The organism is Vreelandella massiliensis (assembly GCF_900155385.1).
Lineage (GTDB): Bacteria > Pseudomonadota > Gammaproteobacteria > Pseudomonadales > Halomonadaceae > Vreelandella > Vreelandella massiliensis.
The window spans coordinates 83,683-108,044 of sequence record NZ_LT699746.1; the positions used below are offsets into that span (position 1 = coordinate 83,683).

Consider the following 24,362-nt stretch of genomic DNA (forward strand, 5'->3'; position numbering starts at 1 on the left):
GCAAATGTCGTGGCTAGGCCTCGGTGCTGAGCTATAACTTGGTTTAGCTTACGAAATTTGGACCGACTTATCCCTAAGGTGCACCCGAAAAAACGACCAAACCAATGGAATAAGCGGTTTAATTCACGCGCATGGTCGAAATTCGGGCACCTGGCCTATGATGGCCAAGCCAGTCAGTATTGTGAGTCGACCTTGTGCTTCTTTAAGGTGCTCACCTCAACATCTACTACAAGAAGTCCTTTGCAGTGACTGAAAAAGCATGTTTTGGATAGGCACTAATTACCAAGGAATGTAGCTTGTTGCTGAGCTATCCACGCACGATCTTCGTCAGTAATGATTGGTCGAATATTTCCAACATCATCCTCATAAAGAATAGTCACAACACAGAGGGGATCTTCAGGAACAGTCTGCGTTACATTCGTAACATCCTGACCAGAGAAGTCGGGCAATGGTGGTAGTTCAGCCTCGATATTTTTAAACACCTCTTCGAAGAGTTGAGCATTCGGATCATTTATCGTACTAAGATAGGTAACTTCGTGCCGAATCTCTCCGTCCGGGAACGAAATACTGAACCGCTCTGGAACCCTGTAGCGATTCACGGTTACATAATCAGTTCCTGAAGCAACCTTTAAAAAATCAAGTTTTTCTTTATCAGTACCTGCAATGTTATACGCCTTTCCGGACAGCCCATAAACAGTACCGGAGGCTGAGTCATACAATGCCCATAGGTTAAAAACCAATTCAGAATTCATATTTTTTCCTTTTTTCCTGGGTTTATTCACTCATTCAGTAACATCTATTACATTCCGTCCTGCTTGTGCTTAACTACTTCCCAGAGTGGCATAGCTTAATAGATCATAGAATCTTGGGCTGTGGCAGTGCTCTTCCAGATGGCAAAGTTCGCAGTAACTATACATAGTATGGGCTTTCATCAGGTGTGGATTTAGCAACTTATCACTTTAGGCCGAGGCTGTGTGAAAATGCTCGGAAAGTCTCGGACCAGTCAAAAAATGACTGAAAATGACGCTTTCTTGCTCATTCTGAGGCATCGCGTCTTTACAAAGCTTCGCCAGATTTCGCGTATGGAGGCCTTGTTCTGGACGGCTCGGGAGTTTTCACACAGACTCGGTTGTCAGCCGTCATTCCTAGGTTTTGTCTGAAAAGTTAGCTCGCAAGCAGCGATCTATGCACCCTAGGCATACCATCGCCTTGAAGCTGCTTTCGAGCTTATCGTAGCGCGTGCAAATATGGCGTAGTTCTTTCACCCATCCAATGCAGCGCTCAATGATATTTCTTTCTCGGTATTTGGGCTTATCAAAGCCTCTTGGCAGTCCGGGACGAGATTTACGCTGCATGTTTCGGCTCGCGATAATCGGCTTTATCCCGCGTCTATCACAGTAACGGCGAAGAAAATCACTGTCGTAGCCCTTATCGCCCACGATAAACCGGCAGCGCTTTCGAGGACGCCCTAAGAAGCCGGGCAAACGTATACACTCCAGAGTGGAAATGAAGTGCTGTGTATCCGAATGCTGTCCGGGTGATAGCGTAAATGCCAAAGGCCAGCCGTTTCGAACACAGACCATATGAATTTTGGTCGTTAAGCCACCTCGGCTACGTCCCAGCGCATGATCTATGGGTTCTCCCTGGCCCCCTTTTTGCCGCCTCCCGAGGCAGCACGTGTGGCACGAATTGACGTTGAATCGATCATCCATGTATCTAGATCCATCAAACCGTCTTCACGCAATCGTAGCTGCAAACGCGCTAAAACCGCTTCAAAAGTGCCATCATCGCGCCATTGTCGAAATCGGTCATAAACCGTTTTCCAAGGGCCATAACGGTCGGGTAAATCCCGCCATTTGGCCCCAGAACAAAGGATCCAAAAAATGCCGTTTAACATTTGGCGATCATCACGACGGGGGCGGCCAGTCATTTTTGCTGGCGATACCACAAGATCTTTGATGAGCTCCCAGCCCTGTTCAGAGATTTCGTAACGTCCTGCCATACATCACCTATGCAACTGCTGCATAGAAAACATTAGCAAATTCAGGTTTTCAGACAAAGCCTAAATTTTTAAAAGACACTTTGTTAGCCTAAAAACGCCCCTACCCCTTCTTCATCGACGCTGTGTTTTGCTTCATTTAGCGCCTGATCATCAGTCTCAAACGACTCATCCCAAACGAAGGATGTTCCCGACTCATTAACGATTTCAAGTGTCCAAGATGCTTCCGTTTCTAGTCGGTAAATATTTATCTGAAGCACGTTGTCTTCAATTTCCAGCGTTTGATTGAACGGGCTATCGACTAGATCAGGTTCGCCTTGCATATTGATTCTCCTTTTCGGTGCGAAACTATCCGTTCGTTTTCTCAATCGAGGCTCGAACCTGGCGACGCTGCTGCAATATGTTGGCACGCTTATGCGAGGCTTTCATATCACGGACGAGGGAGCTAGAGGCAAACATTCGCGCCTCGATGTCGACAACGCGCTTGCCACGACGCTTTTCGATAAATTCGATTTTGGAAAGCAGCCCTTCAGCTTCAAGCCTTTTGACATGCTCTCGGAATTTACGTCGCGCATGGTAAGGGCTCTTATAGTTCAATAGCCCCGTGGCTTCCTGAAGGTACGAAAGTGACAGTGAATACGGTGTTTGCTCAGAGATATTCCGGCCATTGAGTATCACCATCTTGATGATGGCATGACCCACATGCGTCTTGATCTGTGTAACACGAAACACGTTGTATTGCTGATAAAGCCCTGCGTGTATCCCTAAGCTAATGATGGGGTGAAACCGTGCCGTCCAGAACCCATTTCGGTCATGCGCGTCAAAGCCGTTCTGCTCAAACGACACCAGCTCCGGCAGAATCGCACCTCGCGCATTGATACCGCCTTTCGATGTCGACTTTACTGACAGGTTGCATTTGTTCAGTACATCGAGTGACTGCATGAGAGCCCCGTGGCTGCGCCCTCTCCCCCACTGCTTGAGCTGTTGCATGAGCTGGTTGATCGTGAAATGGACGCCGTAACTAGGTAGCGGGCTATGCCCCTTAGCTGATTTCTGGGATATGTCGGCGGGGGGTAAAATATCTCCGTTATCTAAGGCAATTTTGATCAGCGCCAGCTCCACCAGTTCGTCAGTGCTGTCTGGATAACAAAAAACGGTTTGCTGAACCCCATCCGTTTCGACACGAACCTGAGCGGGCGTCATTTCCAAGGTGTAGCGTTCACCATTGTCTTCAAACGAGTAATTGACGATCCCCATTTGCTTAACGTCAGTGCTATTGTTGACGCCCTGGATGTCACCGCAGTTATAACGCGGTATGCGCTCCCAAAAATGAAGCAGATTGGACGTGTTTTCTCGCTCTTGGGGGGTATTGGTCAGCGTTGACTGAAAATCCCGAAGTGGTTGCCCTTCCGGTGTTTCCGCTGACTGAGGCAAAGTGTCAGGCTCGGCTAGCCTAAGTGATGAGACGTTTGCGACATCTTCGACACGCCCGCTTTCTGGCATCAATGTGTCAAGATCGAGCGAAAGGTTGGTTGGCGTATCAGTCTGCTTTGCTTTCGGTGATTTTCGCAGTTCGCTGACCGTCTTCTCCCAATCCGTGCGAGGATGCTTAGCCATGACAATCTCTATGGTTGAGTGGTTCTAGCTTTTTTCCGAGTGTAGCTGAGCCAGCAAGCCGCTTCTATGGACGCTCTGTACAGGTTTGCCCTTTTTTTGCGGGTGCCACCGCGATTTTCTATGGACGCTCTGTACGGGTTTGCCGCTTTTATTGCGGGGCCACCGCGATTTTCTATGGATGATCTGTACGGGTTTGCCGTTTTTATCGCGGTGGGCATCTCAATTTTCTATGGATGATCTGTACAGTTTTCTATGGACGCTCTGTAAACATGGCAAATTATCCACAGATTTTGGGGATAACCCAGTGAAGAAATCCGGTTCCTCTATGGACGCTCTGTACGGGTTTCCTCTTATCGGATGTTTTCTATAGACGCTGTGTACAGGTTTCTATAGACGCTGCGGACAGGTTTTCTATGAATGAACTGTACAGGTTTTATGATTTGACCCCGATGAAGGCCTCTTTCTATAGATGCTCTGTACAGGTTGCTATGGACGATCCGAACGAGTTTCTATGGATTCTCTGTACAGCTTTCTATGTATCAATAGAACGGGTTTGGTCAGTAACACACTGATTAATAGCGTTAATTTTGTGCTCCCTTTAGTCCTTTAATCCTTTTATCCTTTCCTCATATCCTTTAAGACTGCTTGCGTCCCTGGCCAAGCCGCGCGGTGACAAACCACATTTAGCGTTCCACTCTTATGAGTGCTGAAAAAAATCAATGCGTAAGCCTTGGCTTACAAAAATTTAGGAGAAAACTGACAACCCAAAGCTCAAATCCCTGCCATGCTGAAAACGTCGCCTAAAAGCACGCGTGACCTAGAGGTTTCGCCAGAAGAATGCGACAGATGAAGTAAAACCCCGGCCATTTCTGGCCGGGGTTCTATGTTGAAACTGCATACATTGAAGCGCTTAGGAGAGGCGAAACACCGAGTGGTTAGCTCGCTTTTGGGCTTCTTCTGCGGAAAGGCTGATTTTGACCAACCCCTGTTTTTTAGCCGTAATATAACGCTTACGTGCAGCGTTGATCTTGGCTGCTTTACGCTGCTGGGTTGTTACCGTGGTATTAGTCGCGTAGGAATGCATAGCATGTCCCCCTTGTGGAGGTATGGGGCATTAGACCGCACTCGATGAAGTAGTTCCCGTAACGCCGGTAAAGCCTCTTGTAATAGTGGCATAGCTGCGGGTTGTCATCAACGGCACAACCATAATAACCGGAACCACGAAAGTCCTGGTCAAACAGGATAATCGACTCAAGTAACCCCGCGCCTAAAAGGTTGAGCTCTTTGAAGGTAAATGGGCGCAAGCCAAGCTGATGACGAGAGCGAAAACCATGTGCTGGGGTGTCATCTAACAGGCTATCCAACGTATCAAATTTGATTTCGTAGGCATCTACTGGCAAGTGAATGCCAAGCTCTCGATTAACTTTTTGCGCAGTGCTGTCATCCCAAGCTTGTCGAGGAATGAATAATGCACCGTAGCGGGTGCCCTCAAGCGAAAAATGCTGAACCTGTGCCCCTGGGAGGGTCACATCATCAATAAACTCCCGATTGCCGAAAATAACACCCATGCCACCTCCATATAACGGGGCGAGTATTATGACATGAAAGCACGGCTCTCAAGCCGTTGAGTGCCTAATGACATAGCAACCCAGATGACATGATTTCCTCGACCCTGCCAGCACTCAGTCCATTCACCCTTATCAAATTACTCGCTGACGACCAGGGACGACCTTCTATAACCTCCTGAGCACGGCTTCCCCCTACGTGCGGTAGCTGATCCAAAGCGCTCACAGGCGATTCGTTCAGATCAATACAAGTGCTTTCTGAACTTGCAGTCACGCCTATTTCGTCAAGCTCAGCGTTTGTACGAAGACTTGCGCTATTCAATGCTATCCAAACCGGCACATGGTCAGAGATAGAATCTCGCGCAACGTCATGGGTAATCCCCCACTTCTCAGGGAAGCGTAATATGCCCTGATCCGTCACATTCAGCGCTGAGCCACGCTGGAGAAAAATATGGTCATAGTGGTTGGGGTATCGGCCCTCCGTGGTGCTGATCGTTGTTCCGCGTCCATCGCTGTAGCTAGGCTCGACACCTAGTTGTTCTAACGTATCGAATCCTAAATGCTCACTATCTAGGTTAAAGTCGCCCACCAATATACGGGGTACGTCAGGATAGACTTCATCACCAAGCCACTGCCAATAATCTGATAGAGCCTCGATTTCGGGCAGCCGATCACTCACGCCGTCACCGTACAGAATATGGACATTTGAGAGAGCGAATGTCTCGTTGGTATCACGATCAGTAAACAGCGCAGAATACGGCTCGCGAGCAAAAACATCGCCACCATCAAAGAAAACGACATCACCACCGGCACTTGCGACCTCGGATTCACGCCAAAAAAAAGCGTAGGCTTCTTTGTAACTGCTACGCCCGATTAAGTGGCTCATGGTGTAAGCCCATGATTCATTAGATGCGGCTTCCAAGGAACGGTGCAATTTTGCTGCACCTTCCTCACTCATTACTTCTTGCACCGCCAACAAATCAAATACGCTGCCGATTTCGCCCAAGACGGCGTAGTTCTTCCCATTTTTCCAACCTAAGTGCTTGATATTCCAGGTCGCTATCGTGACATCTGCATGGAGATACGGTGCCAACATCGAGGCAGCCGCAAAACCTGTAAAACTCAAAACCTTAAATATTTTATTCATCAAATACTCATAACCTCAAACGAGTTTAAACGGTTCAATCTGGCGGAAGATTCCCGTCTTTGTCATATCTCGCCGCAACGTGAAGGCTTCAACGGCTGCCACCGGATCAACTTGGTCTAGCTTGTCAAACTCAATACGATTCCACTGCTCCCGCGACACTTTGATGCTGTAAATATATTCGTCCTTTTCAGCACCCGTCGCAGGTGATACTACCTGTCGATAGCCCGACACCCTCGCTTCTTTTACGTTGGGCAAGCGCGTGAACACAGCCCCCAGTACACGAAACGCAATGCCATGCACATGATCTCGATAGAGCTTACGTTGCCGTGTGGCACTGATCTCTTTTGGGGTCAATTTGAGTCGCTTTTTCGGCATCGTCCATTCTTGGCACGGCATTTCGTCTTCGCTTGGCAAATCTATATCTACCGCGATGGTGCTTTCATCGGAACCCAAGTCAAAATCAATAACCGTTTCGCGTGGCCAGTCGATTTCCTCTAATCGCTCTTTTAGGGTTAGCTCCATCGCATCTATGCTTTCGTATACGCCCTGCTGTTCTCGTTGTTGACGCGCAAACTCACTGGCATCGAACTCAGCTTTTCGCCACTCCCACAATCGGTAGGATTCATCGAAGTCGTGTTGTCGCTGGGTATTTTCGTTCTGAATTTGGCGATACAGGGGTGGCCACAAGTGATGCCACCAACGTTCAGACGTAAGAGAGGGGGCTGAGGGCGCTGGCTCTGTAAAGGATTCTGGCTTGTAACCTATGGTGTCAGGTGCAGGGGTTTCGCAATGGAGCTGGCCAAGGTGTTCCAAGTCAGCGTTTAAGTCATCGCACAGATTTCGTAATTTAGCCCGAATAGCCTCTCCCGCATGACGCTTAACAGCCCGTTCTTCTTTCTCGGTCATCCGAGTGCCATCAGCGAACAAATAACGAACATCTCCATGTTCATCGACTTTGAGCGTCATTGCCAATGTGCTGCCTTTGGTCAGCTGCGAGTCTACAGAAGATGGAAAATCTTTCTCTCTTGATGATTGTTGTTTGCGGTTGATCTTTGTCCGGTATGAAAGACCTGTTCCTGGGATACCCGCGTGTGCATGAGCACCGCTTGGGCCAATGCTGACACTAGCCCCACGGGGGCCAACAGAGAAACCAATTCCCCGCTTGCTGAGATTTAGCCTCACGCCTGGGGCGAGCGTAATTCGACGTTGGAAACGGAATGCCATAGGGGTGCTATCCTTTGCCGACCTCAAGACCTCAAGACCTCAAGACCTCAAGACCTCAAGACCTCAAGACCTCAAAAGTGTTTTGTGGTTTAGGGTTTTTCTCCAAAAGGCCTATCGTTGTGGATTTTTTCTGTAAGCCCTAGTGCCCACCAATATGGCTCAAAACTACGCTGTACGGTGTCACTGAGTAGGTCTATAAACGGGTCATAGTCACCGCTACAGTGCGCCGTATCCAGTGCTTCATAATAAGCTAAGCGCTGATCCACCTGGATTAAGGCCGCTGGAAAACCGGATTTCATCAATTCCAAATTCATCAGCAATCGTGAAGTCCGCCCGTTGCCATCAACAAAGGGGTGAATCTTCACGAACTCACCATGTACACGAGCTGCACGTTCGACGGGATGTAATGCGCCAGCCTCATTGCGATACCAAGTAATAAAGTCATTCATCGCCTGGGCAACCATATAGGCTTCTGGTGGCCGATGCTCGGCACCTGAAATCATCACATTGACTTGACGATAGACACCGGCATTCTCGTCGTCGATGTTTTTCAATACCAGCTGGTGAAGTGACTTAATCAACCACTCTGAAAGCGGCTCATTTTGGGCCACTAAATCCTCAACCATCAGGATCGCTTCACGGTGGTTAATGACTTCAAAATGCTCGCGGAGAGTCTTACCGCCTACGGTGATCCCTTCCAGGGCCACCTTGGTTTCTTTAAGGGTAAGCGTGTTCCCCTCTATGGCGTTGCTATGGTATGTCCATTGCAAAACCAGCGATTCATGTAGGTTACTGACAACATGCCGAGATAATGGTCGATGCTGATCTAGCTGCTCCTTCAGCCAATCTAGTCGTGCAAAGCGCTTAGGCATCTATGCTTCCTTTTTGGCCATGCGAATATGAAGGAAACCTCAAAACTTCAAAACCTCAAAAACATATATGAGCTTTAAGGTGAAAGCGTTTTATAGCTCTCGGCCATTTTTACTCCCCGTCTATGAGCTTGTCGATTTGCTCACGGAGAATATCTTTGATCGTCATGCCATTCTGAGCGGCATATATCTTGAGCCTTTGATGTTCTTCATACGTCAGGTCGATGTTCACACGCTTCTTCGCTGGCTTGTCTGACAAGCTAGCTAACGTGGCTTCTTTCCGCTTATCTGCTGCTTTTGCGCTGGGGCGTCCAGCGCTGAGTACACTTTTAGTCATCACTTGAACCTCAAAAACTCATAACCGCTTTGGAGTATTGCGCCATCCGTGCAAAAACTCAATAACTTAAAGCATCAAAGCCTTAAATGAGTTTTTGCAACATTTCATCCATTAGCGCATTGATTTCGGCTGCCGCTGGGCCATTGGGGTCTTCCTCGAAAACGGAGGTGCCTGTAGCAGCGGTCGTGGGATAAATCACCCGTTGGGTGATCCGGCTTTCAAGAACAGGTAGCTCGTATTCATATAAAGCGTTGCTGACTTCTGATCCGATACGGGTGCCCTTAATAGCCCGTGATACGACGAAGGCCGCTTGCAATTTTCCGTCTGTAATCTCGATGCGCTGTTTTACAAGCTCAACCAAGTCCGATGTTGCCCAAATGTCATAAGGGCTGGGTTGGACGGGGATTAAAACAAAGTCAGCGGCTTTGATGGCTGACGCCGCCAGGTCGGCGGCTTGGGGAGCGCCGTCGATAACGATGAACTCTTTGCGTGCCAGGTTCTTTAAGTCGCGGCCTATCGTTGGACGGTCAATGCCAACAACCGGCACGGGCTGATCTTCCCTCACAGCTGCCCAGTCTCGCGCGCTGCCCTGTGGGTCAGAATCGACAAGCAGGATGTCATGGCCTGCTCTGTGTAGGGCGGTGGCAAGATGCGTCGCAATCGTGGTTTTGCCTGAGCCACCTTTCTGGTTCAACACCGCTATCGTCTTCATTGTCGCACTCTCCTTTCAAATTACCGTACTGAGAACAATCCTAGCGGCTATACGCAAAAACTCAAAAACTTATAGGTTTCTTTAAGTATTTGATGTTTTGAGGTTGGCCGTTTTATCGTTTTTGATGATATGGGCTAATGGGCTAATGGGCTAATCATTCAATGAGCTAATAAATAAATGAGGTAATGAGGCTAAAAGGTAATGAGGTTTGAAGATTAGGATAGCTGCCACCGTTGCATGTATGTTTAAACAGCCTATACTGTTTTTTTATCCACGCTATCGGTGTCGTTATGCAAACATTAGCCTGCGTTGTTGGCGGAGCTGCCTTCGATAATTCAACAACGATGTCGCCGCTATTGGGCTGTGCGGTGAGAGCCGGTTTTCCGAGCCCTGCGGATGATCATCTCGACAGTGAATTAAACCTGCATCGCTATGTTGTGAAACGTCCAGCCGCGACGTTTTTTGTTCGGGCGGAAGGGGATTCGATGGTTGGTGATGGCATATATCACGGTGATCTTTTGGTCGTGGACAGGAGCCTAGAAGCAATGCCTGGCCGCATTATTATTGTGGCCTTGGAAGGTGAGCTAACAGTAAAGCGCTTGGAGCGAGTGGATGACAACCTGCACCTGGTCGCCAGTAACCCCAAGTTTGCACCTATCACGCTTGAAGACAAAGACGCGCACGTATGGGGCGTTGTCACCCATGTCGTGCATAGCTTACCAGGAGCATCGCCGTGATCAGTCTGGTGGATTGCAATAATTTCTACGTCAGCTGTGAGCGGGTATTTGATCCATCGCTAGAAGGTCGTCCGGTAGGCGTACTGTCAAATAATGACGGTTGCATTGTGGCACGCTCAAACGAACTGAAAGCGCTTGGCGTGGAAATGGGGGCGGCTCAACACCATCTTGCGCCTGAGATACGGCGTCAAACCGTTTTGCTATCGAGCAACTATGCCCTCTACGGAGACATGTCTAAGCGTGTGACCGATGTATTAGCGCAATTTTCACCGCATGTAGAGCCGTATTCCATCGACGAATCATTTGTTGGGTTTCAGGGATTCGATCCTGACACGCTACTAGAGCGTGGCCATCAAATGCGAAACACCGTCAGACAGTGGACAGGGATACCCGTTTCGGTTGGTTTTGCGCCGACGAGGGTGCTAGCGAAACTGGCGAATCAGGTGGCGAAAAAAGTACCGGCTCACGAAGGCGTCTGCCGATTGGAAGCAGATAGCCATACGACAAAAACCATCCTCAAGCAGCTGCCCGTGACAGAAATATGGGGTGTAGCTAGAAGGACGGCTGAACGCCTTAAACTTATGGGCATCGAGTCAGCGTGGGAGTTTCGGCAAGCTGATCCTAAGCACATACGCAGTCGGTTTTCCGTGGTGCAGGAGCGTATTGTTTGGGAGTTACGGGGGCAACCCGTCATCCGGTTAGACGATATGGATGCGCCCAAAAAGCAGATCATGGTGTCTCGCTCGTTCGGCAGGGTGACAAACAATCCGCACGATCTCCGCGAAGCGCTCCGGCATCATGCTGCCAGGGCGAGTGAAAAGCTGCGTCTTCAGCGTGGTGTGTCTAGTGGGATCATGGTGTTTGTGCGTACCAATCCTTTTCGCACCGATTTACCTCAGTACCGGAACCGTATCGTGGTAACGCTGGATCGTCCCACAGACGACAGCCGCGACATCGTGGCTGCCGCCATTGAAGGACTGAGACACCTGTGGCGAAAGGGTTACGCCTTCCAAAAAGTCGGTGTCATGTTGCTCGACATTACCCCCAAAGCGAATCGCCAACTAACACTCACGGAAACCCCTCAGTGCGAATTGGAAAGTCAACGCAGCGAGCGATTGATGGCAACCGTCGATAAGCTCAACCGAGAGCTGGGGAAAGGCACAGTGCAGCTCGGCTTGCCAAGAAAGGGCAACGCTTGGTCATTGCGAAGCGAGCGCCGGACGCCGCGATATACAACTCAATGGCAGGAGCTTGTCACGGTTTCAGCATGAAAAGGCGATGGTGAAATACGCAAATCATCAAAAGCTCATTGCCTTAAAAAAGCATGACCTCATTCTGCCAAAGGCGCAAAGGCGCAAAGGCGCAAAGGCGCAAAGGCGCAAAGGCGCAAAGGCGCATAATCGCTTAACCAGAAAGCCCCATAAACTTAAAAGTGCCAAAGTGCAAAACCACAAAACACCAAAGCTACATTTCCGTTTAGACGCAAAAACTCATAACCTCATTTGAGTTTTAGAGGCTTTATCATTCGCGGAAAGATAGCCGATAAAGCGCTTTGACCCGATCCTGGTGCGTCGGGTGAGTGCGTACCAGCACCTTGAATGGCATCGGCTCAAACGACGCCTCGCTTGCCAGTGAGCGGAATAGCGTAACACCTGGCTCCACGCCCTCATGTGCCGCAGCAAACGCATCCGCACGAAACTCAATACGGCGCGACGCCCAGCGAGACATCACTTCATACCAGGCGCCAGCGACCTTCATGCCAGCCGAGAAGGTTCTTTGGAATAGCCGCTCAATGCCGATGGCCACCCGCATGGATGGACGCCCCAGTAAGGGGATAAACCGCAGCACGTTGGCAATACGGGCCAAAATACGAAAGCGTAGCCGGTGGAGCATCGTCAAGCTGTCGAGGAAGCACCACCAGGCGTAGATATGTTTGGCGTCACGATGCACCAAATGGCCAATTTCGTGAGCGATAATCCAACGCAAAAGGTCGGGAGGTAAGCGTAAGACGCCTTGTGACAGAACGAGCTGAGGCTTTCGCAGTGGCGGTGCAAATACAAACGCAGCGATGTTTTCCGACGGGGCCGCCAATATGGCCGGACGGCGGATAGCGTGCTTCAGGCAAAGTTGCTCAACATACTCAGAAATGGCGTTGTCCGAAGGAATTTTCATTAGTCTTCCGCCAGCAAGGCGCCGCAGCTGTGCTTTTCTAGGCGTCAGCGCTTGTTTCGTCCACGCCAAAGCCGCAAGGCCCATGACAAGCGTGAAGACCCAATATGCGATCTCATTCAGGTCGCTCATAAGGATATATGAGTGTGTTGGCATGGCGGATAATGAAGGAAGCAACCTGCCAACAAAGTAAGCCAGAAGATCAAAGAAGGAGAACAGGATAAATAGCGGCGTAAAGACACATAAAAAGCATAAAAGCATAACGCCACCTAGTAAGGCTGTATTGTGCAAAAAAGCACAAGAAGTGCCGTTCAAATTTGCTTTAACTGGCATGTAAGGCCACCTTAATAGCTTTGTATGCCTTTAGGTTTATTCGTTTTCGGCTAAACCCCTTAATTTATCAACCAAAGGGAATATGAAGCCCTTAACAGCATTATTTATGCGAGGTAGCCATTCTTGTGCTTTTTCATCCGCTTTGCGCACAACCGCTTCCGGTGACATGGTTTGCAGTTCTCGCAGGTGTGCTCCGTACTGCCAGTCCGTATCCAGGAATCCAGAAGCCGCCTTTTTCGTAGACGACAATCCTTTTGCCAGTAATTCGTCGTTGACCCATGATTGCGATGATCCCGTGGCACCTGGACGGCTACGGCCAGCAGCCAGCGGAGTTAAGCGTCGATCCGGCTCAGCAAAGGGATTGTGGCTGGCAGTCGTATTAAGTGCGGTAATGGCGCGGGATGGCGATTCGTTGGCCGCTGCCTGTCGGTTAAAAACCTGCACTTTCATCCTTTCCCCAACGTCAGGACACCAGCGCCGTTCGCAACTATGGCTGACCACAACTTTGACGGTGCTGTTATTGGTTGTCTGAGAGGTCGTATCTGACGAATCACGGATGGTTGTTGCTTCTGCGTTTGTGCCAGCACAAAGAACGAGGCTGGCCAGGAGTGACGCTGGCAACATGCGGGAGTTCTGCATAGCTCACCTACAAAAAACGCCCATTGAAGGGCGTTGTGTCGTATTAAGATGGTGTGTCGATTAGGAACCGTCCTGGCTTAAATCCTGCTCGGCTTCGCTGATCATCGAACTGAGCCCGCTAGCTTCCAGAAAACTACCTACCCAGTCGTAGATCGGCATGAAGGTATCAGGCCAAAGCTGCATTAACGCCATCGTGAGCAATCCACCGCCTATCAAGCCTGCTACGTTAGATCGGCTTAAAAATATAGCGGCACCAATCGCGGCGGTTAAAGGCGAAATAGGAAGCATAATTAGCCCTCTTGCGCTTCAGCAGTGCTACTTGCCTCGCTTGCCGTCCGTTCTTGAAGCATGTCACGCAATGCGGAAATAATCGCGCCTGGGGGCTGAGCACCGGCAAGGCGTACTGAGTCGCCTGTCTTATTGTCGATCAAGAATGATGTGGGTGTACCCGTCACGTCCTTGTCTTTCGCTTGCTGAGCACGCTTAGCGACATGGCGATTGACCTCAGAATCATTCATGCAGCTTTCAAATTGGTCTTGATCAAATCCTAGCGTTTCAGCGACATCCAGAAGCCCATTCTTACGCACCTGATGGTTTTCGTAGATAAAGTCGTTCATGGCCCAAAATACCTGATTGTCACCCAAGCGACCCGCGCACTCGCTTGCTAGCGCCTGTGTGGTCGAGTTCGCATCCATGATTGTCATGTGGTGGTACTGCGTATTCAGCACACCGTCACTGCTATCGACTAGCTGCTTTGGCGTGCCGTGAAATTGGCGGCAGTAAGGGCAGTTGGGATCAGAGTAGGTGTATAGGGTGAACCGAGCGTCAACATCCCCATACGTCCATTTGCCGGTTTCGGGAATGTCCTTGGGCGCATTATCGAAATCAGCGAGCAATGCCTGTTGTTGGGCTTCACGTTCAGCTTGCTCTCGTTTATCCATCACCATGTCTATCGCGGCAACCAGCTCTTGTTCGTCTGCTTGACCGTTTTGGTTTGATGACTCAATCGCGGACGCCAGTGCCGATAACTTCTGATTCGTTTCGTTAAGGTGATCGTTCGTTTGCAATTGCGCGTTGACCACCAGGCCAAACGCAAACGTAGCAAGAAGACCGCTACCGATTACGCCGCCTAACGCCAAGTAGGGTGTATTTCGGCCTGTGTTCTGATTGACATTTTTCCGTGCCATGCTTTTTGCCCAAGGTTGTGAATTTCACAACAGGTTAGCGCTCCACTGATATGGGTAATGCGATCTGACAGCCGTTTTTTTGGGGAGTCACGCACAAAAAAGCGCCCGTCGATGGGGCGCTGAATGTAGGCTGGTGAGGGTGGTATCAGGGTGGTATCAGGGTGATAGCAAGGGGATCAAGCAAGCGGCTACCGCGACCAAGCTCCAAAGGCCCAGTGATACGAGCAAATGGCGAGCAAAAACGCCGCCAAGCCCCGCTTTTAGATGCCCCCAAACTGCGCTGATCAGAAGCATTAGGCTCGCCAGATAGAAACTCGCCACGATAGGCAGGATCAACGACGGTTTTGCGTCGGCAAATGCTGCCCACAACACCACGGCCACCATGACGGCGATTGATCCGGCGCTGTTTAATAGCTCCGCAGCAGCAAATTGCTTCACTTTCCGGTACGGCGCGTCCTCAGCGATGAAATGACGGCCCATACGGAAGTGACCGGCGAAGAACTTTTTAACATCGAGGCGAAGACTACGGATTGCATCAGACATGGTATTCCTCCGTTGTGCTGTCTCTTTCGTTACTAACAGAATACCCCAACTGTTGAAATGGCCGAGCACATGAGAAAATCACCCCGTACCCCGTGGTATCTCCAATACCGCTGACCAAGACGGTGGTAGCATCATCACGGCATCCATCAGCACTTGCATGTCGATTGTCTCAATCGGAATACCAAGCCGATCTTCTAAGACTGAGGGGCGCAGGGTGCGCTGCCCCCACAGCTGGATGCGACCACTCTCTGATTCGATAGGTTCGTCTGAGAGCGTGACCAGTGGGAATCTGGGGCTAAGTTGATCCAGCTTCACTTGCAGACGTACCGCACGCACAGCATCGAGCCATTCGTCATCGTCCAAGCCATATAGAGCAATGCTTTCAATCGAGGGCTGATCTCGTACCGACGGGATAAGCCGGTTTTCGCCAGCTAAAAGATGATGTGCGTATTGAAGCGTCGACGAATCCGGTTCGTAATGGCGCAGAAACGCTAAGGTATGGCGAGTGGCTTTCGACATAACAGGGCTCGCTTACTTCAACCGTTCGTAGTTGCGAATTAAGCCGTCACAGAAACGGCATTCAGGGTACAAGGAAATCGCAGAGCTATCGGCTTGACCCACCAGCTCAGGAAAGTCGATTTGCTCTCCATGATAGATACGGCCTCGATGATCACTCAGCTTCTTGATCAGCACCGTCGGGATGTCAAAGTTGGTCATTTCGGCATCGGGATCAGTCAGCCAGTAGGGAAGCGTCAGATCAACGATGATCTTGGTATCTCGTAGTGGTAACTCCAACCAGTAGTGCGGACGCAAGATAATCTTTTCGCCTTCCTCGGCGGTATGTAGCTCTCCAAAGTGCAGCTCACGCGGCATACCCGCATAAGCGAAAAAGGCGGCTGCTTCGTGCGCAATGTCAGCGCAGTCCGCTTTTTCGGTAATGTCCGGTGTCAGGTTGAAAAAGGCCATGCAGATTTCGTCGGCAAGATTCTGCTGTTCTTCCTCAAGCTCAGTGAGTTCTGTAAAAGGTTTGTCGATGATGGTGCTGTCACTCATGCAAAGCCCTCATAGTGAATGTATCCGCTTATTGTACTGATCAGAAAAAAACGGCCAGTGACTTGAGAGGCATTTTTTTGAGGTTTCACGCATGATTGGCATCAGCAGGCGAATTTAAAACCTAATGGTATAGGTTGTGCTTTTATGCTTGTAATACGCCTAAAAGCATCTTCGTGCTCATGAAGCGCACTTTAGACTGAAATGAGTACCATGTATTTTTATGTCTCCTTTGCGACCCAAAGGCTACAAGCATCATTCGCGCATAGTGATCCTTGGTTATTCGCTCACCGGATATGCAGCCCAGAGATATTCAGTTTAAGCGCCAATCTAGGCTTGAATATAAAATGAGAGGCTATTTAGCGATAGTGACGAAAGTGATGATAAATATGATGATTCAGTATCTATTGTTTTTATCTACTTATTGCAAAAGGGGGGTTCCGAAAAACGTCTATGTGTTTTGTAAAGCATGTTTGCAGAGGGTCAGCATAAACGTATGTAAAAATAGTCAAGAGAATAGGGCAGCCAGCCATAAATCACTGTACTAAGGCTGACATAGTTGCTAGCCATTCAATGAAGTCACTACTCGCCAAGCAATCATTTATCTAATGCCTTCTTAATCGCTTTAAGTGAACGCCTAGCCTTTGAAAGCTCATTAAATAACTTCCTGTTTCTGGCGTGGTCAACTTCGTGCGTTAGTGCCAGTTCGTGCTCCCAGGCTTCAGCACCATTAAAGTCTCTTGAGTTGTAATGATAGCGCCCTGAACGGGGAATGTGCTTAGCATAAAACGCTTTACCGTCGCGGCGCTTTGAACCGCCATTACGAGTGAAGGCGTTACGGAAATACATTATCTCTAGCGACCCCTTATGTACACGAACCCGCAAGCCGAGCTTTCCAGGCTCGTTCTGCTCAAAATGCTCGATTTGTTCTTCCCAAAACAAGTCAGCAATGATCCTTGAGTCCAGCGCCAACAGATAGATCGAACGCTCAACTTCTTCCAGCATTGCATCCACTTTGTCGCTTAGCATCGAGGATAACTGCAAAGGATCAATGCCTTCCCTATCCTCAGCAGCATTCGGGTTAAGAAGCGATTTCAAAACCTCAATTTCGTCTAGCTGGCTCCGCTCCAAAATTAGCCCCTTATACGCGGTTTTTACGGTGAATTTCCCTTAAAAATCCCTGGGGAAAAAAGCCTTCCTACCCATGATATTACTTACTGGGGAATTTCGTAAATAAAAACCGCAAATTTTCGCTATACCCTGTACCAAAATCCCCACTGGGGAAAATCGCATAGATCACCTGGGGAATAACTGTTATTCCCCAATAGTGGAAAATACAAAAATTCCCCAGATAGATAAGGGAATCAATAAAAATTCCCCATGAGCGCGTTGGGCCGTTGTCAAGCCTTCACTAAAATGCCAAAATGACTTCAACAAACCGAAGGGTTTGTGATAAACACTCAAGGTCAAAAGCGTATTAGGCTGTTCTGACTTCTTTTTTGACGCAAAACGTGGAGGTTTGCATGGGAACGAACGTCGGGCTGGACATTGGCTACAGTAATGCCAAGGCCGTTTTTTCAGGCGGAGAAGAAGGCTATCAAGAGGTGGTTTTTCCGGTGGGTGTATCCCGCCTGGATCAGTTCAACCGGCAGATTAAAGGCATCACGGGCGGCAATGTAGAGACAACAACTGTACTCATTGATGGGGTGGAATATGCCGCTGGTATTGAGCCAGGAAAGGTAGTTGGAAGTGCCCGCGATATTACGGAAAACTATTCAAAGACGATGCAATATCGCGCCTTGTTTTATGCCGCATTGTTGCATGCCAATGATACAGAGATTGATCGTTTGGTTACGGGTTTACCCGTTTCGCATTGGCAAAATGAGGAATTAAAAAACCAAATTAAAGAAATGATGCAAGGTCAGCATCAAGTGGCGAATAAGCGCACTGTGACAGTTAATGAGGTGGAAATTATACCGCAACCAGGCGGTGCCTTTTTAGACGCGATTCACTTTGCGGAAACAGAAGGGGATCAAGAAACAGTCGATGACCTTACAGAAGGTAGTGTACTTATCATTGATCCAGGATTTTATAGCACCGACTTTGTTGTATTTGACGAAGGTGAGTTAAACGCAGAACTTTCAGGTACAACGCTGCAAGCGACATCAAGAATTATAGATCGTGTCGCTGAGCTTATTAGTCAAGACTATGGCGCGGCGCCAGGAAAGAGCTTAAAGCCTGAAAAAATCGAAAGCATGTTACGTGCTAATTCACTCACAGCACGCTACGCAGGACAAAAGATAGACATTTCGCCTTACAAGCATCAAAGCTCTGAAGAAGTCTCTGAGGTGGCTATAAGCGAAATCGCGGGTAGTATGCGTAATGCCGTGATTGATACCGTTGTGATTGCAGGGGGCGGTGGCGAGTATTTTGAGCCTCAAGCACGCAGGATTTTTTCACATTGCGGCGTGGTAAAAGCGGCTGATCCTGTATTAGCCATTGCACGCGGCTACCACGGCTGGGCGGCACGATAACCCAAGCCACACCCGAAATAGCTGTCTGTTGCTGGGGTAATAGGCAGCTTTTCTCTGACGAAGGGGAATCGTTATGCAAGACCTATATCATCCGCTGATCGTCAATATCATGGTTTACCGCCGCCGTGATCGTGCTCTTTATCGTGAATTGACTTCCGTGCCTAATAAGTACCGTTCCGAACGTCTGCGCAATTTGGCTAACCAGTGCTGTCTATTGCGAGAAATGGGTGGACTGTCGATTGATGCGGCAACGCTCAATGGATTGGCATCGAGGTACGCGCATGAAATTGATGATGTCGAGGAAGCTGAGGTTGGCGATGAAGGGCAGGGGAAAGACGTATCTATGCCGATAAAGCTCACCGTCAATGTCTATAACTACCCTGAGCTTTACCGTGACTTGATGGCTGTGCCGAATGGCAGTATATCTAGCCGAATTAAGCAACTGGCATCCGCAGGGGCTTTATTGGATCGTCTTTCACGCCTGGTTCAACGAGAAGGGCGGGAGCCAAGAATGGCCACACAAGCGCCGCTAACTGAGCCAGATACATCGCCAGAGCCGCTAAACCAGCAAAGGCGGCCAGAAGCCCAAGGTAGTGAGCACGTCGCATCTGCGTCAGCTCCGGCACCCGTAACGGCACCTGTTGAGGCTGACCATAGTGAAGCCATAAACGAGACGCCAGCAGGGGGAAATGTTCAGGAGCATGAGCAGACGCAAGCAGACGAAAAAAGCGATCAGCCACCCAATAAGCCTCAAGAACACCCTCGCAAATCCAGTGCAATCGGTAAGATTAAAATGTAGAGAGTGAAAGAAGCCAGCTTTAAGCTGGCTTCTTTGGGTTTGAGACTATATCGAGAAGGGCGGTTATACCGCTGTGGCGGATTTCTCTGAAAACCACGTAGCGCCAGTGGTGATCCCTCGTTCGTTGCAATACGGGCAACGCTCAGCGGATGTCGGCGTATCAATGGCAAGCAACGACCATGATTGACATGTCGGGCATTGACGAAAGCAAACAGTGCCTTGATTCCAACCTTCGGCAAGCGCATGTAGATCGTTAATCTCAATGCCTTTTGCATTTCCGGCGATCTCCATCTGCGCTGTGACCGTGCGAAACGCCATGACAAGCTGATAAGCGTCAACGCGCTCATGCACCGTTTGTTCCGCGTTGCAGTAAATGTGCATCGCTGGGCTATAGCGTCGTATTTCCGAGTGAGTGCGCAAGATGGCATACGGATCACGTATACACCGTCTTTTCTCAAAAGCAGGGCATTCGCCGCGCTCAACCAGCAGGCGCCGGTTCTTACGGATACGGTCTGTCGTGACCATGACGCCCTCATGCTCATTAAGCATTTTTTCGATCACCGCATCCGTAAAACCCGCGCGTAGCAGGAGTTGTATCGCTTCTGGCATATTTAAGTAGCAAAGCATTCACGGCTCTCCTTCTTACGCTTTCCACGCTTTCCACGCTTTGCTTTTTGCTGGATAGAAGTCACCGTTGAGCCTGTAGGCTGCTCAACTTCTGTCAACCATGCCATACCATCTTCGTCAGGCGCCCCAAGGGTAACTTGCCTTTGTTCGTACCACTCGGCTGCCCGAAAAAACTTGTTTATGCAGAATTTAACCTTGTTATCGTCGTCGAGTACCGAGGCTAAGAGAAGATTGTAGGAACGAATCAGCGCTACTACATCCACAGCCTGTTCGGACAACGGAGTTCGTAACTGAGCGTACATAGCGATAGCAATGGAGTATTGCCGGTGCGCTTGTTTGCAGCGCATCAGTGATCGAGGTGCGATACGACCGACTTGATAGGGGCGAGGTAGCCCCATCTCGGTTTCCATCTGCTTACGGTTATCATCAATCCTCGATGGGTTGACGCCTAAAGCGCGCTGAATGTGAGGGTTGCTAAGGCCGCCGCGTAGCAATGTGCGAATAGCGGCATTCGACTCGCGCTGATCTACTTTTGCATTTTGAGACATGGCGGACAGAGCTTAAAGGGGTTGAGTGGTTACGAGTTGGGCCAGCCGCATTTCTGAGAAAGATTGCGGATTGCGTGATGCAATGACAAGCAAACTGGGGTCATACCGTAGTTCAAACAGTGGTTTACCATTTTTCTCGCAGCTATCCACGATAGCCTTGGCGGCATCGCGTAGAGCAGGGAAGGTCGTTGACACAAGCGCATCGGTGTCGTCTTCACAAAGGCCCGTTTTCGCTTGCATGAGATCGGGTGACGGTGCTTTCTCCCCCAAGTTGCGAAGCGTCAGTAAGAAGTCACTGGCCAACATTTCTTTCCCATTTGCGCTAGCGGCGCTGATTTCTTGAAGGGGGCAAAATTCACTAACAGATTGCATTGGCATATTGTCGATGAACGCTGAAATATCGGCATTTACGCGAAACGATGCGCAGACCGCAGAGGCTATCTGCTGGATTTCGCCATGCGTCATGCGACGAAGTGCTCGCAAACCGCGTGGGTGCTGGATGGATACCACATCGTCATAACTCTCTTGCTGCGCAATCATAAAAAGGCGCGTTTCGAGCAAGTGCAGATTAGGATCAATTTCGGCACAGGGGTCTGGGGGTGTGCGGTTAAGCTCAAAAATTTTCTGACTCACTTTCATCAGATTTTGCGCGGGATACCCGGTATTTTTAGTGCCGGGGGGATAGCGCGTCGCCCACAAGGCGACCTGGATCACGCCACCGCGTGTCCCGCTCCTCCTTTTATTGGTTGATGGATCGTCGGCGTGACATGATAGCCGTAGCCATCACCTCGCTGGATCACGGTGCAGTGTTTGTGCGAAATGCCTTGCACGGCACCGTGCTCGGTCTGGATGTTGAAGCTGCCTGTCTTGCGCACCGCGACACGGCCCGTATGGGTGCCCGTTTTCTTGCCGGCAGGCACCACGGCTCTCACCATGTCGCCGGTTTGAAAGCCGTGTACCTGCTTTTGCCGCATCAACACACCGCGCGGAAAGCCATGCTTTGTCAAACGCGTGCGCTGGTAGCTGCCGCGTCCGGTGGCTTTGATCGTCAGCGTCGGCACTGTCCAGTCATGCAGCGTCTCAAAAGCACCGACACAGGCGGCATCCAGGGCATGGGTTTTGGGAATGTCGAGGAGATTACGGTTGAATTTGGTGCGGCCACCACTGGCTACTGTCACCGGCAGGCCGGTGGCTTTGAGCGCATTAAACAGCGCCCAACGAGTGGCATTGACCGCACTGGCATCCCGTAGCGGGCGCTTGAGTTCACGCTGCACGCGCTCCAGCCGTGTGTCCGCCGACAAGCCGTTGGCCTTGAGGCGCTTTTTCAGGCCTTTGTCACGCGCAAAGAAGTCCGCCAGAGGCAACGCATTCTTGGCCTGGTTGCAGTTGTGACAGCTTAGCGTCAAATTACTGACGCGGTTGGAGCCACCGCGCGAGCGTGGCACTACATGCTCGATTTCCAGCGGTGTATCGGCGGTGCCGCAGTAGGCACACTCGCGGCCCCACTTCTCCAACAGGTACTCGCGCACCTCGTAACCGAGCAAGGTTCCCTGCTGGTACTCGACGCCGCTGATCTCGGGGTTGTCGAGTTGCTGGGTATCAAAGCGCACCAACTCCTGACTGATTGCGGTGATCGGCGTCAGCCGAGACAGCCGATCCACCCACGCCATGACGGTATCCACCCGATGCTGCAAGCTGGGTGGCTGCCAGCCGGCTTTGCGCGTCCGGTTGTCAAAACGTGGCGCCCGGTAGCGCAAATTGGCCGACCGGCGGCGACGACGAAAGCCCCGGCGCTGCTCCAATGCCTTTTTGATCTGAAAGCCGCGATGCACCAGATCAAACAGGCACAGTACATGGCGCTGCTCACCCTCCGACTCGCGCATCAGCGCCAGCCCCGTGGTCTTGCTGCCGGGATCGAGCCCTAAGCGAAGCGGTTGCGTCTCACCGCCCACCCGATCCTTAAGCCGGATCGTGAACGGGTAGCGTTTATGCACCACGGCACGACCGCGCTCTAGCAGCAACCGCGCGCGCTTTTCGCAACACGGCATCAACGGCTGCTTCTGTTTATCCCATACGAAAACCGCCATGAGATTTCCTCCTTAAAACATGCCCTTACGGGCCTCGTGTCGCGGGGCTTGCGCCCCGTCTCCCCTCGGGAATGTCGATAACCGGCTCCTGCCGACGATACTGCTATCGGCAGCGATCAAGACCTTCGGCGTTTTACCTTGCGCCAGCATGATCCTGACCTTTCAGAGCAGCGGACTGAGGAAGCATCCACTGGTGAGTCTTGGCGACCTGTTATCAACGTAGCGGCCATACGGCCCGCTCTCCCTGGTCAACCCGGCTTGTGGTTACAAGCCTCTGTATTCAGGCAGAGGTAGTTGACCATCCCTTGTCTCCCTGTGCTCAAAACTGCTGTTGCAGTTGTCGATAGAAATGTGTGACGCGCTCGCCGTACCGGCGCGAGGCGTTATCGTCGCTATATGTGTAGTAGCGACCTATCCCAATCAAAGGATCGTCCGTACTGTTCATGGCCTCTTGTAGAATTTCAGCGCCTACTTCCAGGTTGGTGCGAACATCGAGTAGGTCGGTTGGGTCATCTACTCGATGGCCGTGCCAATGAAGATTGATTTGCAACATTCCCACGTCAATGCTTCGGTGCGATTGCAAAAGCTCGGTGAGCTGGCGTTCTGCTTCTTCACGGCTGTCTGGGTATTGACCTGGCAACGAGGCAACGCGCAGAGCGAAAGGGTGGGGGGAAACACCACTCTTGTCGCCGTGTGCAGATTCAGCCAGCGCCACGGAGTACAAAAGCATTGGATCAATACCGACTTGTTCTCCGACGGTGCCGAACACGCTGTTTTCGATGGGGTTGGCGGAAGTTAATGAGCTTCCCATAAGAGAGACTACAAGCACCCCGCTTGACCAAGTGTGAGTCCTTATATTCATAGCTGATAAGCCTTTCCAATTTCTATTTCGTTATAAAAATGGAGGCAGCCTGGTGTCAGTGGGATTATCTATATCCGTGTGCTTAGCGCTGCTTTACCTTTCTGGGTATTAGGCTAACCCGCTATCAAAAGCGACCAAGTGTGTGAGACAAGGGCGTTCATCCTGAACGTATCGGCGGGAACACTGGTGCCTTCGGGGTTGAGCCTTTTTTTTAATATAAATCAAGGGGATGCAGATATATAAGCTAACAAAAAATTGTCTTTTAAGGAAGGTGTAAAATTGACATATCTCAAATTAGGTCGTCACCGGAAGGCTGCTAAAATGGAAAGTAGGAAGCACTAAGGAGAGGAAATTATGCAGTGGTTAAATCCCGATGCCGTTAGACAAAAAGATCATCGTCGATTGCTGATGTACGCCGGTATTTTCAGTGCAGTGTTGCTTGTAATGGGTGGCTGGCTATACGCGGGTGGACTGGTGTACCACGGTCATTTGGTTTTTGCAGGCGTTGTTATTTTTGGTGCTATCACACTGATCAGTGGCGTTATGCACGTTTTCCCCGTCGTCCATTGGGCATTGTTGCCCCTCGTCTTGGCGGGAATGGCACTACCCTTGTTCCCGACGTTCCAATACGAAATCCTGCGTTTAACCGATATTGACTTGATCGGTATGAAGTCGCTCATGGTTGCTATACCGGCAGCGATGATGCTGTTTGGTCGTGTGGTTTGGTCAGGCTACTTATCTGATCCTCGCTATGTGAAGATCATTGATAGCAACTAG

At 50.2% G+C, this 24,362-nt stretch carries 28 protein-coding genes; 5 read left to right on the plus strand and 23 right to left on the minus strand.

What is annotated here, in order from left to right; all coding sequences use genetic code 11:
* Nucleotides 1-275: 275 nt before the first annotated feature.
* The 10 genes from BQ9846_RS14965 to parA form a co-directional block, all read right to left on the minus strand.
* A complete protein-coding gene (locus BQ9846_RS14965) occupies nucleotides 276-752 on the minus strand; it encodes a hypothetical protein (RefSeq protein ID WP_075881854.1) in 477 nt (158 codons plus the stop codon).
* Nucleotides 753-1,145: 393 nt separating this feature from the next.
* Nucleotides 1,146-2,002, minus strand: a protein-coding gene (locus tag BQ9846_RS16405; protein ID WP_144049467.1) for an IS5 family transposase whose coding sequence is annotated in 2 segments (ribosomal slippage) — nucleotides 1,146-1,657 and nucleotides 1,657-2,002 — 858 coding nt in all. Because the reading frame shifts where the segments join, the coding sequence is not laid out codon by codon here.
* 83 nt (nucleotides 2,003-2,085) lie between these two features.
* Nucleotides 2,086-2,322: a hypothetical protein gene (locus BQ9846_RS14980; protein ID WP_075881856.1), complete on the minus strand. Its 237-nt coding sequence runs from the start codon at nucleotides 2,320-2,322 to the stop codon at nucleotides 2,086-2,088.
* A gap of 25 nt (nucleotides 2,323-2,347) precedes the next feature.
* Nucleotides 2,348-3,616, minus strand: coding sequence for a hypothetical protein (locus BQ9846_RS14985; protein WP_075881857.1), 1,269 nt, complete (start codon nucleotides 3,614-3,616; stop codon nucleotides 2,348-2,350).
* A 1,064-nt stretch (nucleotides 3,617-4,680) separates the two neighbouring features.
* The gene (locus BQ9846_RS14990) at nucleotides 4,681-5,184 is read right to left on the minus strand and encodes a hypothetical protein (RefSeq protein ID WP_075881858.1); all 504 of its coding nucleotides are present in this window, start codon (nucleotides 5,182-5,184) and stop codon (nucleotides 4,681-4,683) included.
* A 64-nt stretch (nucleotides 5,185-5,248) separates the two neighbouring features.
* The gene (locus BQ9846_RS14995; RefSeq protein ID WP_075881859.1) at nucleotides 5,249-6,328 is read right to left on the minus strand and encodes an endonuclease/exonuclease/phosphatase family protein; all 1,080 of its coding nucleotides are present in this window, start codon (nucleotides 6,326-6,328) and stop codon (nucleotides 5,249-5,251) included.
* 15 nt (nucleotides 6,329-6,343) lie between these two features.
* A complete protein-coding gene (locus tag BQ9846_RS15000; RefSeq protein WP_075881860.1) occupies nucleotides 6,344-7,552 on the minus strand; it encodes a DUF4236 domain-containing protein in 1,209 nt (402 codons plus the stop codon).
* Between the two features lie 89 nt (nucleotides 7,553-7,641).
* Nucleotides 7,642-8,424 carry a Fic family protein gene (locus BQ9846_RS15005; protein WP_075881861.1) on the minus strand — a complete coding sequence of 261 codons (783 nt, stop codon included), beginning with the start codon at nucleotides 8,422-8,424 and terminating at the stop codon, nucleotides 7,642-7,644.
* A gap of 109 nt (nucleotides 8,425-8,533) precedes the next feature.
* The gene (locus tag BQ9846_RS15010; RefSeq protein ID WP_083651624.1) at nucleotides 8,534-8,758 is read right to left on the minus strand and encodes a plasmid partition protein ParG; all 225 of its coding nucleotides are present in this window, start codon (nucleotides 8,756-8,758) and stop codon (nucleotides 8,534-8,536) included.
* A gap of 82 nt (nucleotides 8,759-8,840) precedes the next feature.
* The gene (parA, locus tag BQ9846_RS15015) at nucleotides 8,841-9,470 is read right to left on the minus strand and encodes a ParA family partition ATPase (protein WP_075881863.1); all 630 of its coding nucleotides are present in this window, start codon (nucleotides 9,468-9,470) and stop codon (nucleotides 8,841-8,843) included.
* Nucleotides 9,471-9,760: 290 nt separating this feature from the next.
* Between parA and BQ9846_RS15020 the strand changes: the two genes are divergently transcribed.
* Both BQ9846_RS15020 and BQ9846_RS15025 read left to right on the plus strand, forming a co-directional pair.
* Complete coding sequence (locus tag BQ9846_RS15020) at nucleotides 9,761-10,207, plus strand: LexA family protein (protein ID WP_075881864.1); 447 nt, start codon at nucleotides 9,761-9,763, stop codon at nucleotides 10,205-10,207.
* Nucleotides 10,204-11,478 carry a Y-family DNA polymerase gene (locus BQ9846_RS15025; protein ID WP_075881865.1) on the plus strand — a complete coding sequence of 425 codons (1,275 nt, stop codon included), beginning with the start codon at nucleotides 10,204-10,206 and terminating at the stop codon, nucleotides 11,476-11,478. Before BQ9846_RS15020 ends, BQ9846_RS15025 begins: the two co-directional genes overlap by 4 nt.
* 250 nt (nucleotides 11,479-11,728) lie before the next feature.
* On the opposite strand, the gene BQ9846_RS15035 is transcribed toward BQ9846_RS15025, so the two are convergent.
* From BQ9846_RS15035 to mobI, 8 genes are all read right to left on the minus strand, one after another.
* A complete protein-coding gene (locus tag BQ9846_RS15035; protein WP_083651625.1) occupies nucleotides 11,729-12,709 on the minus strand; it encodes a M48 family metallopeptidase in 981 nt (326 codons plus the stop codon).
* 36 nt (nucleotides 12,710-12,745) lie between these two features.
* On the minus strand, nucleotides 12,746-13,348 hold the full coding sequence (locus tag BQ9846_RS16625) for a hypothetical protein (protein ID WP_144049468.1): 603 nt from the start codon (nucleotides 13,346-13,348) through the stop codon (nucleotides 12,746-12,748).
* A 60-nt stretch (nucleotides 13,349-13,408) separates the two neighbouring features.
* A complete protein-coding gene (locus BQ9846_RS17125) occupies nucleotides 13,409-13,531 on the minus strand; it encodes a hypothetical protein (RefSeq protein WP_268874698.1) in 123 nt (40 codons plus the stop codon).
* A gap of 107 nt (nucleotides 13,532-13,638) precedes the next feature.
* On the minus strand, nucleotides 13,639-14,535 hold the full coding sequence (locus BQ9846_RS15045; RefSeq protein ID WP_075881869.1) for a DsbA family protein: 897 nt from the start codon (nucleotides 14,533-14,535) through the stop codon (nucleotides 13,639-13,641).
* A gap of 156 nt (nucleotides 14,536-14,691) precedes the next feature.
* Nucleotides 14,692-15,078 (minus strand): hypothetical protein, encoded by a 387-nt coding sequence (locus BQ9846_RS15050; RefSeq protein WP_075881870.1) that lies wholly within the window; start codon nucleotides 15,076-15,078, stop codon nucleotides 14,692-14,694.
* Nucleotides 15,079-15,156: 78 nt separating this feature from the next.
* Nucleotides 15,157-15,597, minus strand: coding sequence for a hypothetical protein (locus tag BQ9846_RS15055; protein WP_075881871.1), 441 nt, complete (start codon nucleotides 15,595-15,597; stop codon nucleotides 15,157-15,159).
* A gap of 12 nt (nucleotides 15,598-15,609) precedes the next feature.
* Nucleotides 15,610-16,131: a hypothetical protein gene (locus BQ9846_RS15060; protein WP_075881872.1), complete on the minus strand. Its 522-nt coding sequence runs from the start codon at nucleotides 16,129-16,131 to the stop codon at nucleotides 15,610-15,612.
* A 594-nt stretch (nucleotides 16,132-16,725) separates the two neighbouring features.
* Nucleotides 16,726-17,259 (minus strand): conjugative transfer protein MobI(A/C), encoded by a 534-nt coding sequence (mobI, locus tag BQ9846_RS15065; RefSeq protein ID WP_075881873.1) that lies wholly within the window; start codon nucleotides 17,257-17,259, stop codon nucleotides 16,726-16,728.
* A gap of 392 nt (nucleotides 17,260-17,651) precedes the next feature.
* On the opposite strand from mobI, the gene BQ9846_RS15070 reads away from it, so the two are divergent.
* Nucleotides 17,652-18,662 carry a ParM/StbA family protein gene (locus tag BQ9846_RS15070; protein ID WP_075881874.1) on the plus strand — a complete coding sequence of 337 codons (1,011 nt, stop codon included), beginning with the start codon at nucleotides 17,652-17,654 and terminating at the stop codon, nucleotides 18,660-18,662.
* Nucleotides 18,663-18,735: 73 nt separating this feature from the next.
* Nucleotides 18,736-19,461: a hypothetical protein gene (locus BQ9846_RS15075; protein ID WP_075881875.1), complete on the plus strand. Its 726-nt coding sequence runs from the start codon at nucleotides 18,736-18,738 to the stop codon at nucleotides 19,459-19,461.
* A 63-nt stretch (nucleotides 19,462-19,524) separates the two neighbouring features.
* On the opposite strand, the gene BQ9846_RS15080 is transcribed toward BQ9846_RS15075, so the two are convergent.
* From BQ9846_RS15080 to BQ9846_RS15100, 5 genes are all read right to left on the minus strand, one after another.
* A complete protein-coding gene (locus tag BQ9846_RS15080) occupies nucleotides 19,525-20,088 on the minus strand; it encodes a hypothetical protein (protein ID WP_075881876.1) in 564 nt (187 codons plus the stop codon).
* Nucleotides 20,073-20,636 carry a hypothetical protein gene (locus BQ9846_RS15085; protein WP_075881877.1) on the minus strand — a complete coding sequence of 188 codons (564 nt, stop codon included), beginning with the start codon at nucleotides 20,634-20,636 and terminating at the stop codon, nucleotides 20,073-20,075. The genes BQ9846_RS15080 and BQ9846_RS15085 overlap by 16 nt, the downstream gene beginning before the upstream one ends.
* 12 nt (nucleotides 20,637-20,648) lie before the next feature.
* Complete coding sequence (locus BQ9846_RS15090; protein WP_075881878.1) at nucleotides 20,649-21,350, minus strand: hypothetical protein; 702 nt, start codon at nucleotides 21,348-21,350, stop codon at nucleotides 20,649-20,651.
* Nucleotides 21,347-22,723 carry an RNA-guided endonuclease IscB gene (iscB, locus tag BQ9846_RS15095; protein ID WP_144049469.1) on the minus strand — a complete coding sequence of 459 codons (1,377 nt, stop codon included), beginning with the start codon at nucleotides 22,721-22,723 and terminating at the stop codon, nucleotides 21,347-21,349. The genes BQ9846_RS15090 and iscB overlap by 4 nt, the downstream gene beginning before the upstream one ends.
* A gap of 319 nt (nucleotides 22,724-23,042) precedes the next feature.
* Complete coding sequence (locus BQ9846_RS15100) at nucleotides 23,043-23,585, minus strand: transglycosylase SLT domain-containing protein (protein WP_083651626.1); 543 nt, start codon at nucleotides 23,583-23,585, stop codon at nucleotides 23,043-23,045.
* Nucleotides 23,586-23,939: 354 nt separating this feature from the next.
* Between BQ9846_RS15100 and BQ9846_RS15105 the strand changes: the two genes are divergently transcribed.
* A complete protein-coding gene (locus tag BQ9846_RS15105; protein ID WP_075881879.1) occupies nucleotides 23,940-24,362 on the plus strand; it encodes a hypothetical protein in 423 nt (140 codons plus the stop codon).

Bases quoted from the DNA above. Each gene is read 5' to 3' on its own strand.
- BQ9846_RS14965 (WP_075881854.1), bottom strand. From the start codon at position 752: ATGAATTCTGAATTGGTTTTTAACCTATGGGCATTGTATGACTCAGCC.
- BQ9846_RS14980 (WP_075881856.1), bottom strand. From the start codon at position 2,322: ATGCAAGGCGAACCTGATCTAGTCGATAGCCCGTTCAATCAAACGCTG.
- BQ9846_RS14985 (WP_075881857.1), bottom strand. From the start codon at position 3,616: ATGGCTAAGCATCCTCGCACGGATTGGGAGAAGACGGTCAGCGAACTG.
- BQ9846_RS14990 (WP_075881858.1), bottom strand. From the start codon at position 5,184: ATGGGTGTTATTTTCGGCAATCGGGAGTTTATTGATGATGTGACCCTC.
- BQ9846_RS14995 (WP_075881859.1), bottom strand. From the start codon at position 6,328: ATGAATAAAATATTTAAGGTTTTGAGTTTTACAGGTTTTGCGGCTGCC.
- BQ9846_RS15000 (WP_075881860.1), bottom strand. From the start codon at position 7,552: ATGGCATTCCGTTTCCAACGTCGAATTACGCTCGCCCCAGGCGTGAGG.
- BQ9846_RS15005 (WP_075881861.1), bottom strand. From the start codon at position 8,424: ATGCCTAAGCGCTTTGCACGACTAGATTGGCTGAAGGAGCAGCTAGAT.
- BQ9846_RS15010 (WP_083651624.1), bottom strand. From the start codon at position 8,758: ATGACTAAAAGTGTACTCAGCGCTGGACGCCCCAGCGCAAAAGCAGCA.
- parA (WP_075881863.1), bottom strand. From the start codon at position 9,470: ATGAAGACGATAGCGGTGTTGAACCAGAAAGGTGGCTCAGGCAAAACC.
- BQ9846_RS15020 (WP_075881864.1), top strand. From the start codon at position 9,761: ATGCAAACATTAGCCTGCGTTGTTGGCGGAGCTGCCTTCGATAATTCA.
- BQ9846_RS15035 (WP_083651625.1), bottom strand. From the start codon at position 12,709: ATGCCAGTTAAAGCAAATTTGAACGGCACTTCTTGTGCTTTTTTGCAC.
- BQ9846_RS16625 (WP_144049468.1), bottom strand. From the start codon at position 13,348: ATGCAGAACTCCCGCATGTTGCCAGCGTCACTCCTGGCCAGCCTCGTT.
- BQ9846_RS17125 (WP_268874698.1), bottom strand. From the start codon at position 13,531: ATGCAGCTTTGGCCTGATACCTTCATGCCGATCTACGACTGGGTAGGT.
- BQ9846_RS15045 (WP_075881869.1), bottom strand. From the start codon at position 14,535: ATGGCACGGAAAAATGTCAATCAGAACACAGGCCGAAATACACCCTAC.
- BQ9846_RS15050 (WP_075881870.1), bottom strand. From the start codon at position 15,078: ATGTCTGATGCAATCCGTAGTCTTCGCCTCGATGTTAAAAAGTTCTTC.
- BQ9846_RS15055 (WP_075881871.1), bottom strand. From the start codon at position 15,597: ATGTCGAAAGCCACTCGCCATACCTTAGCGTTTCTGCGCCATTACGAA.
- BQ9846_RS15060 (WP_075881872.1), bottom strand. From the start codon at position 16,131: ATGAGTGACAGCACCATCATCGACAAACCTTTTACAGAACTCACTGAG.
- BQ9846_RS15070 (WP_075881874.1), top strand. From the start codon at position 17,652: ATGGGAACGAACGTCGGGCTGGACATTGGCTACAGTAATGCCAAGGCC.
- BQ9846_RS15075 (WP_075881875.1), top strand. From the start codon at position 18,736: ATGCAAGACCTATATCATCCGCTGATCGTCAATATCATGGTTTACCGC.
- BQ9846_RS15080 (WP_075881876.1), bottom strand. From the start codon at position 20,088: ATGCTTTGCTACTTAAATATGCCAGAAGCGATACAACTCCTGCTACGC.
- BQ9846_RS15085 (WP_075881877.1), bottom strand. From the start codon at position 20,636: ATGTCTCAAAATGCAAAAGTAGATCAGCGCGAGTCGAATGCCGCTATT.
- iscB (WP_144049469.1), bottom strand. From the start codon at position 22,723: ATGGCGGTTTTCGTATGGGATAAACAGAAGCAGCCGTTGATGCCGTGT.
- BQ9846_RS15100 (WP_083651626.1), bottom strand. From the start codon at position 23,585: ATGAATATAAGGACTCACACTTGGTCAAGCGGGGTGCTTGTAGTCTCT.
- BQ9846_RS15105 (WP_075881879.1), top strand. From the start codon at position 23,940: ATGCAGTGGTTAAATCCCGATGCCGTTAGACAAAAAGATCATCGTCGA.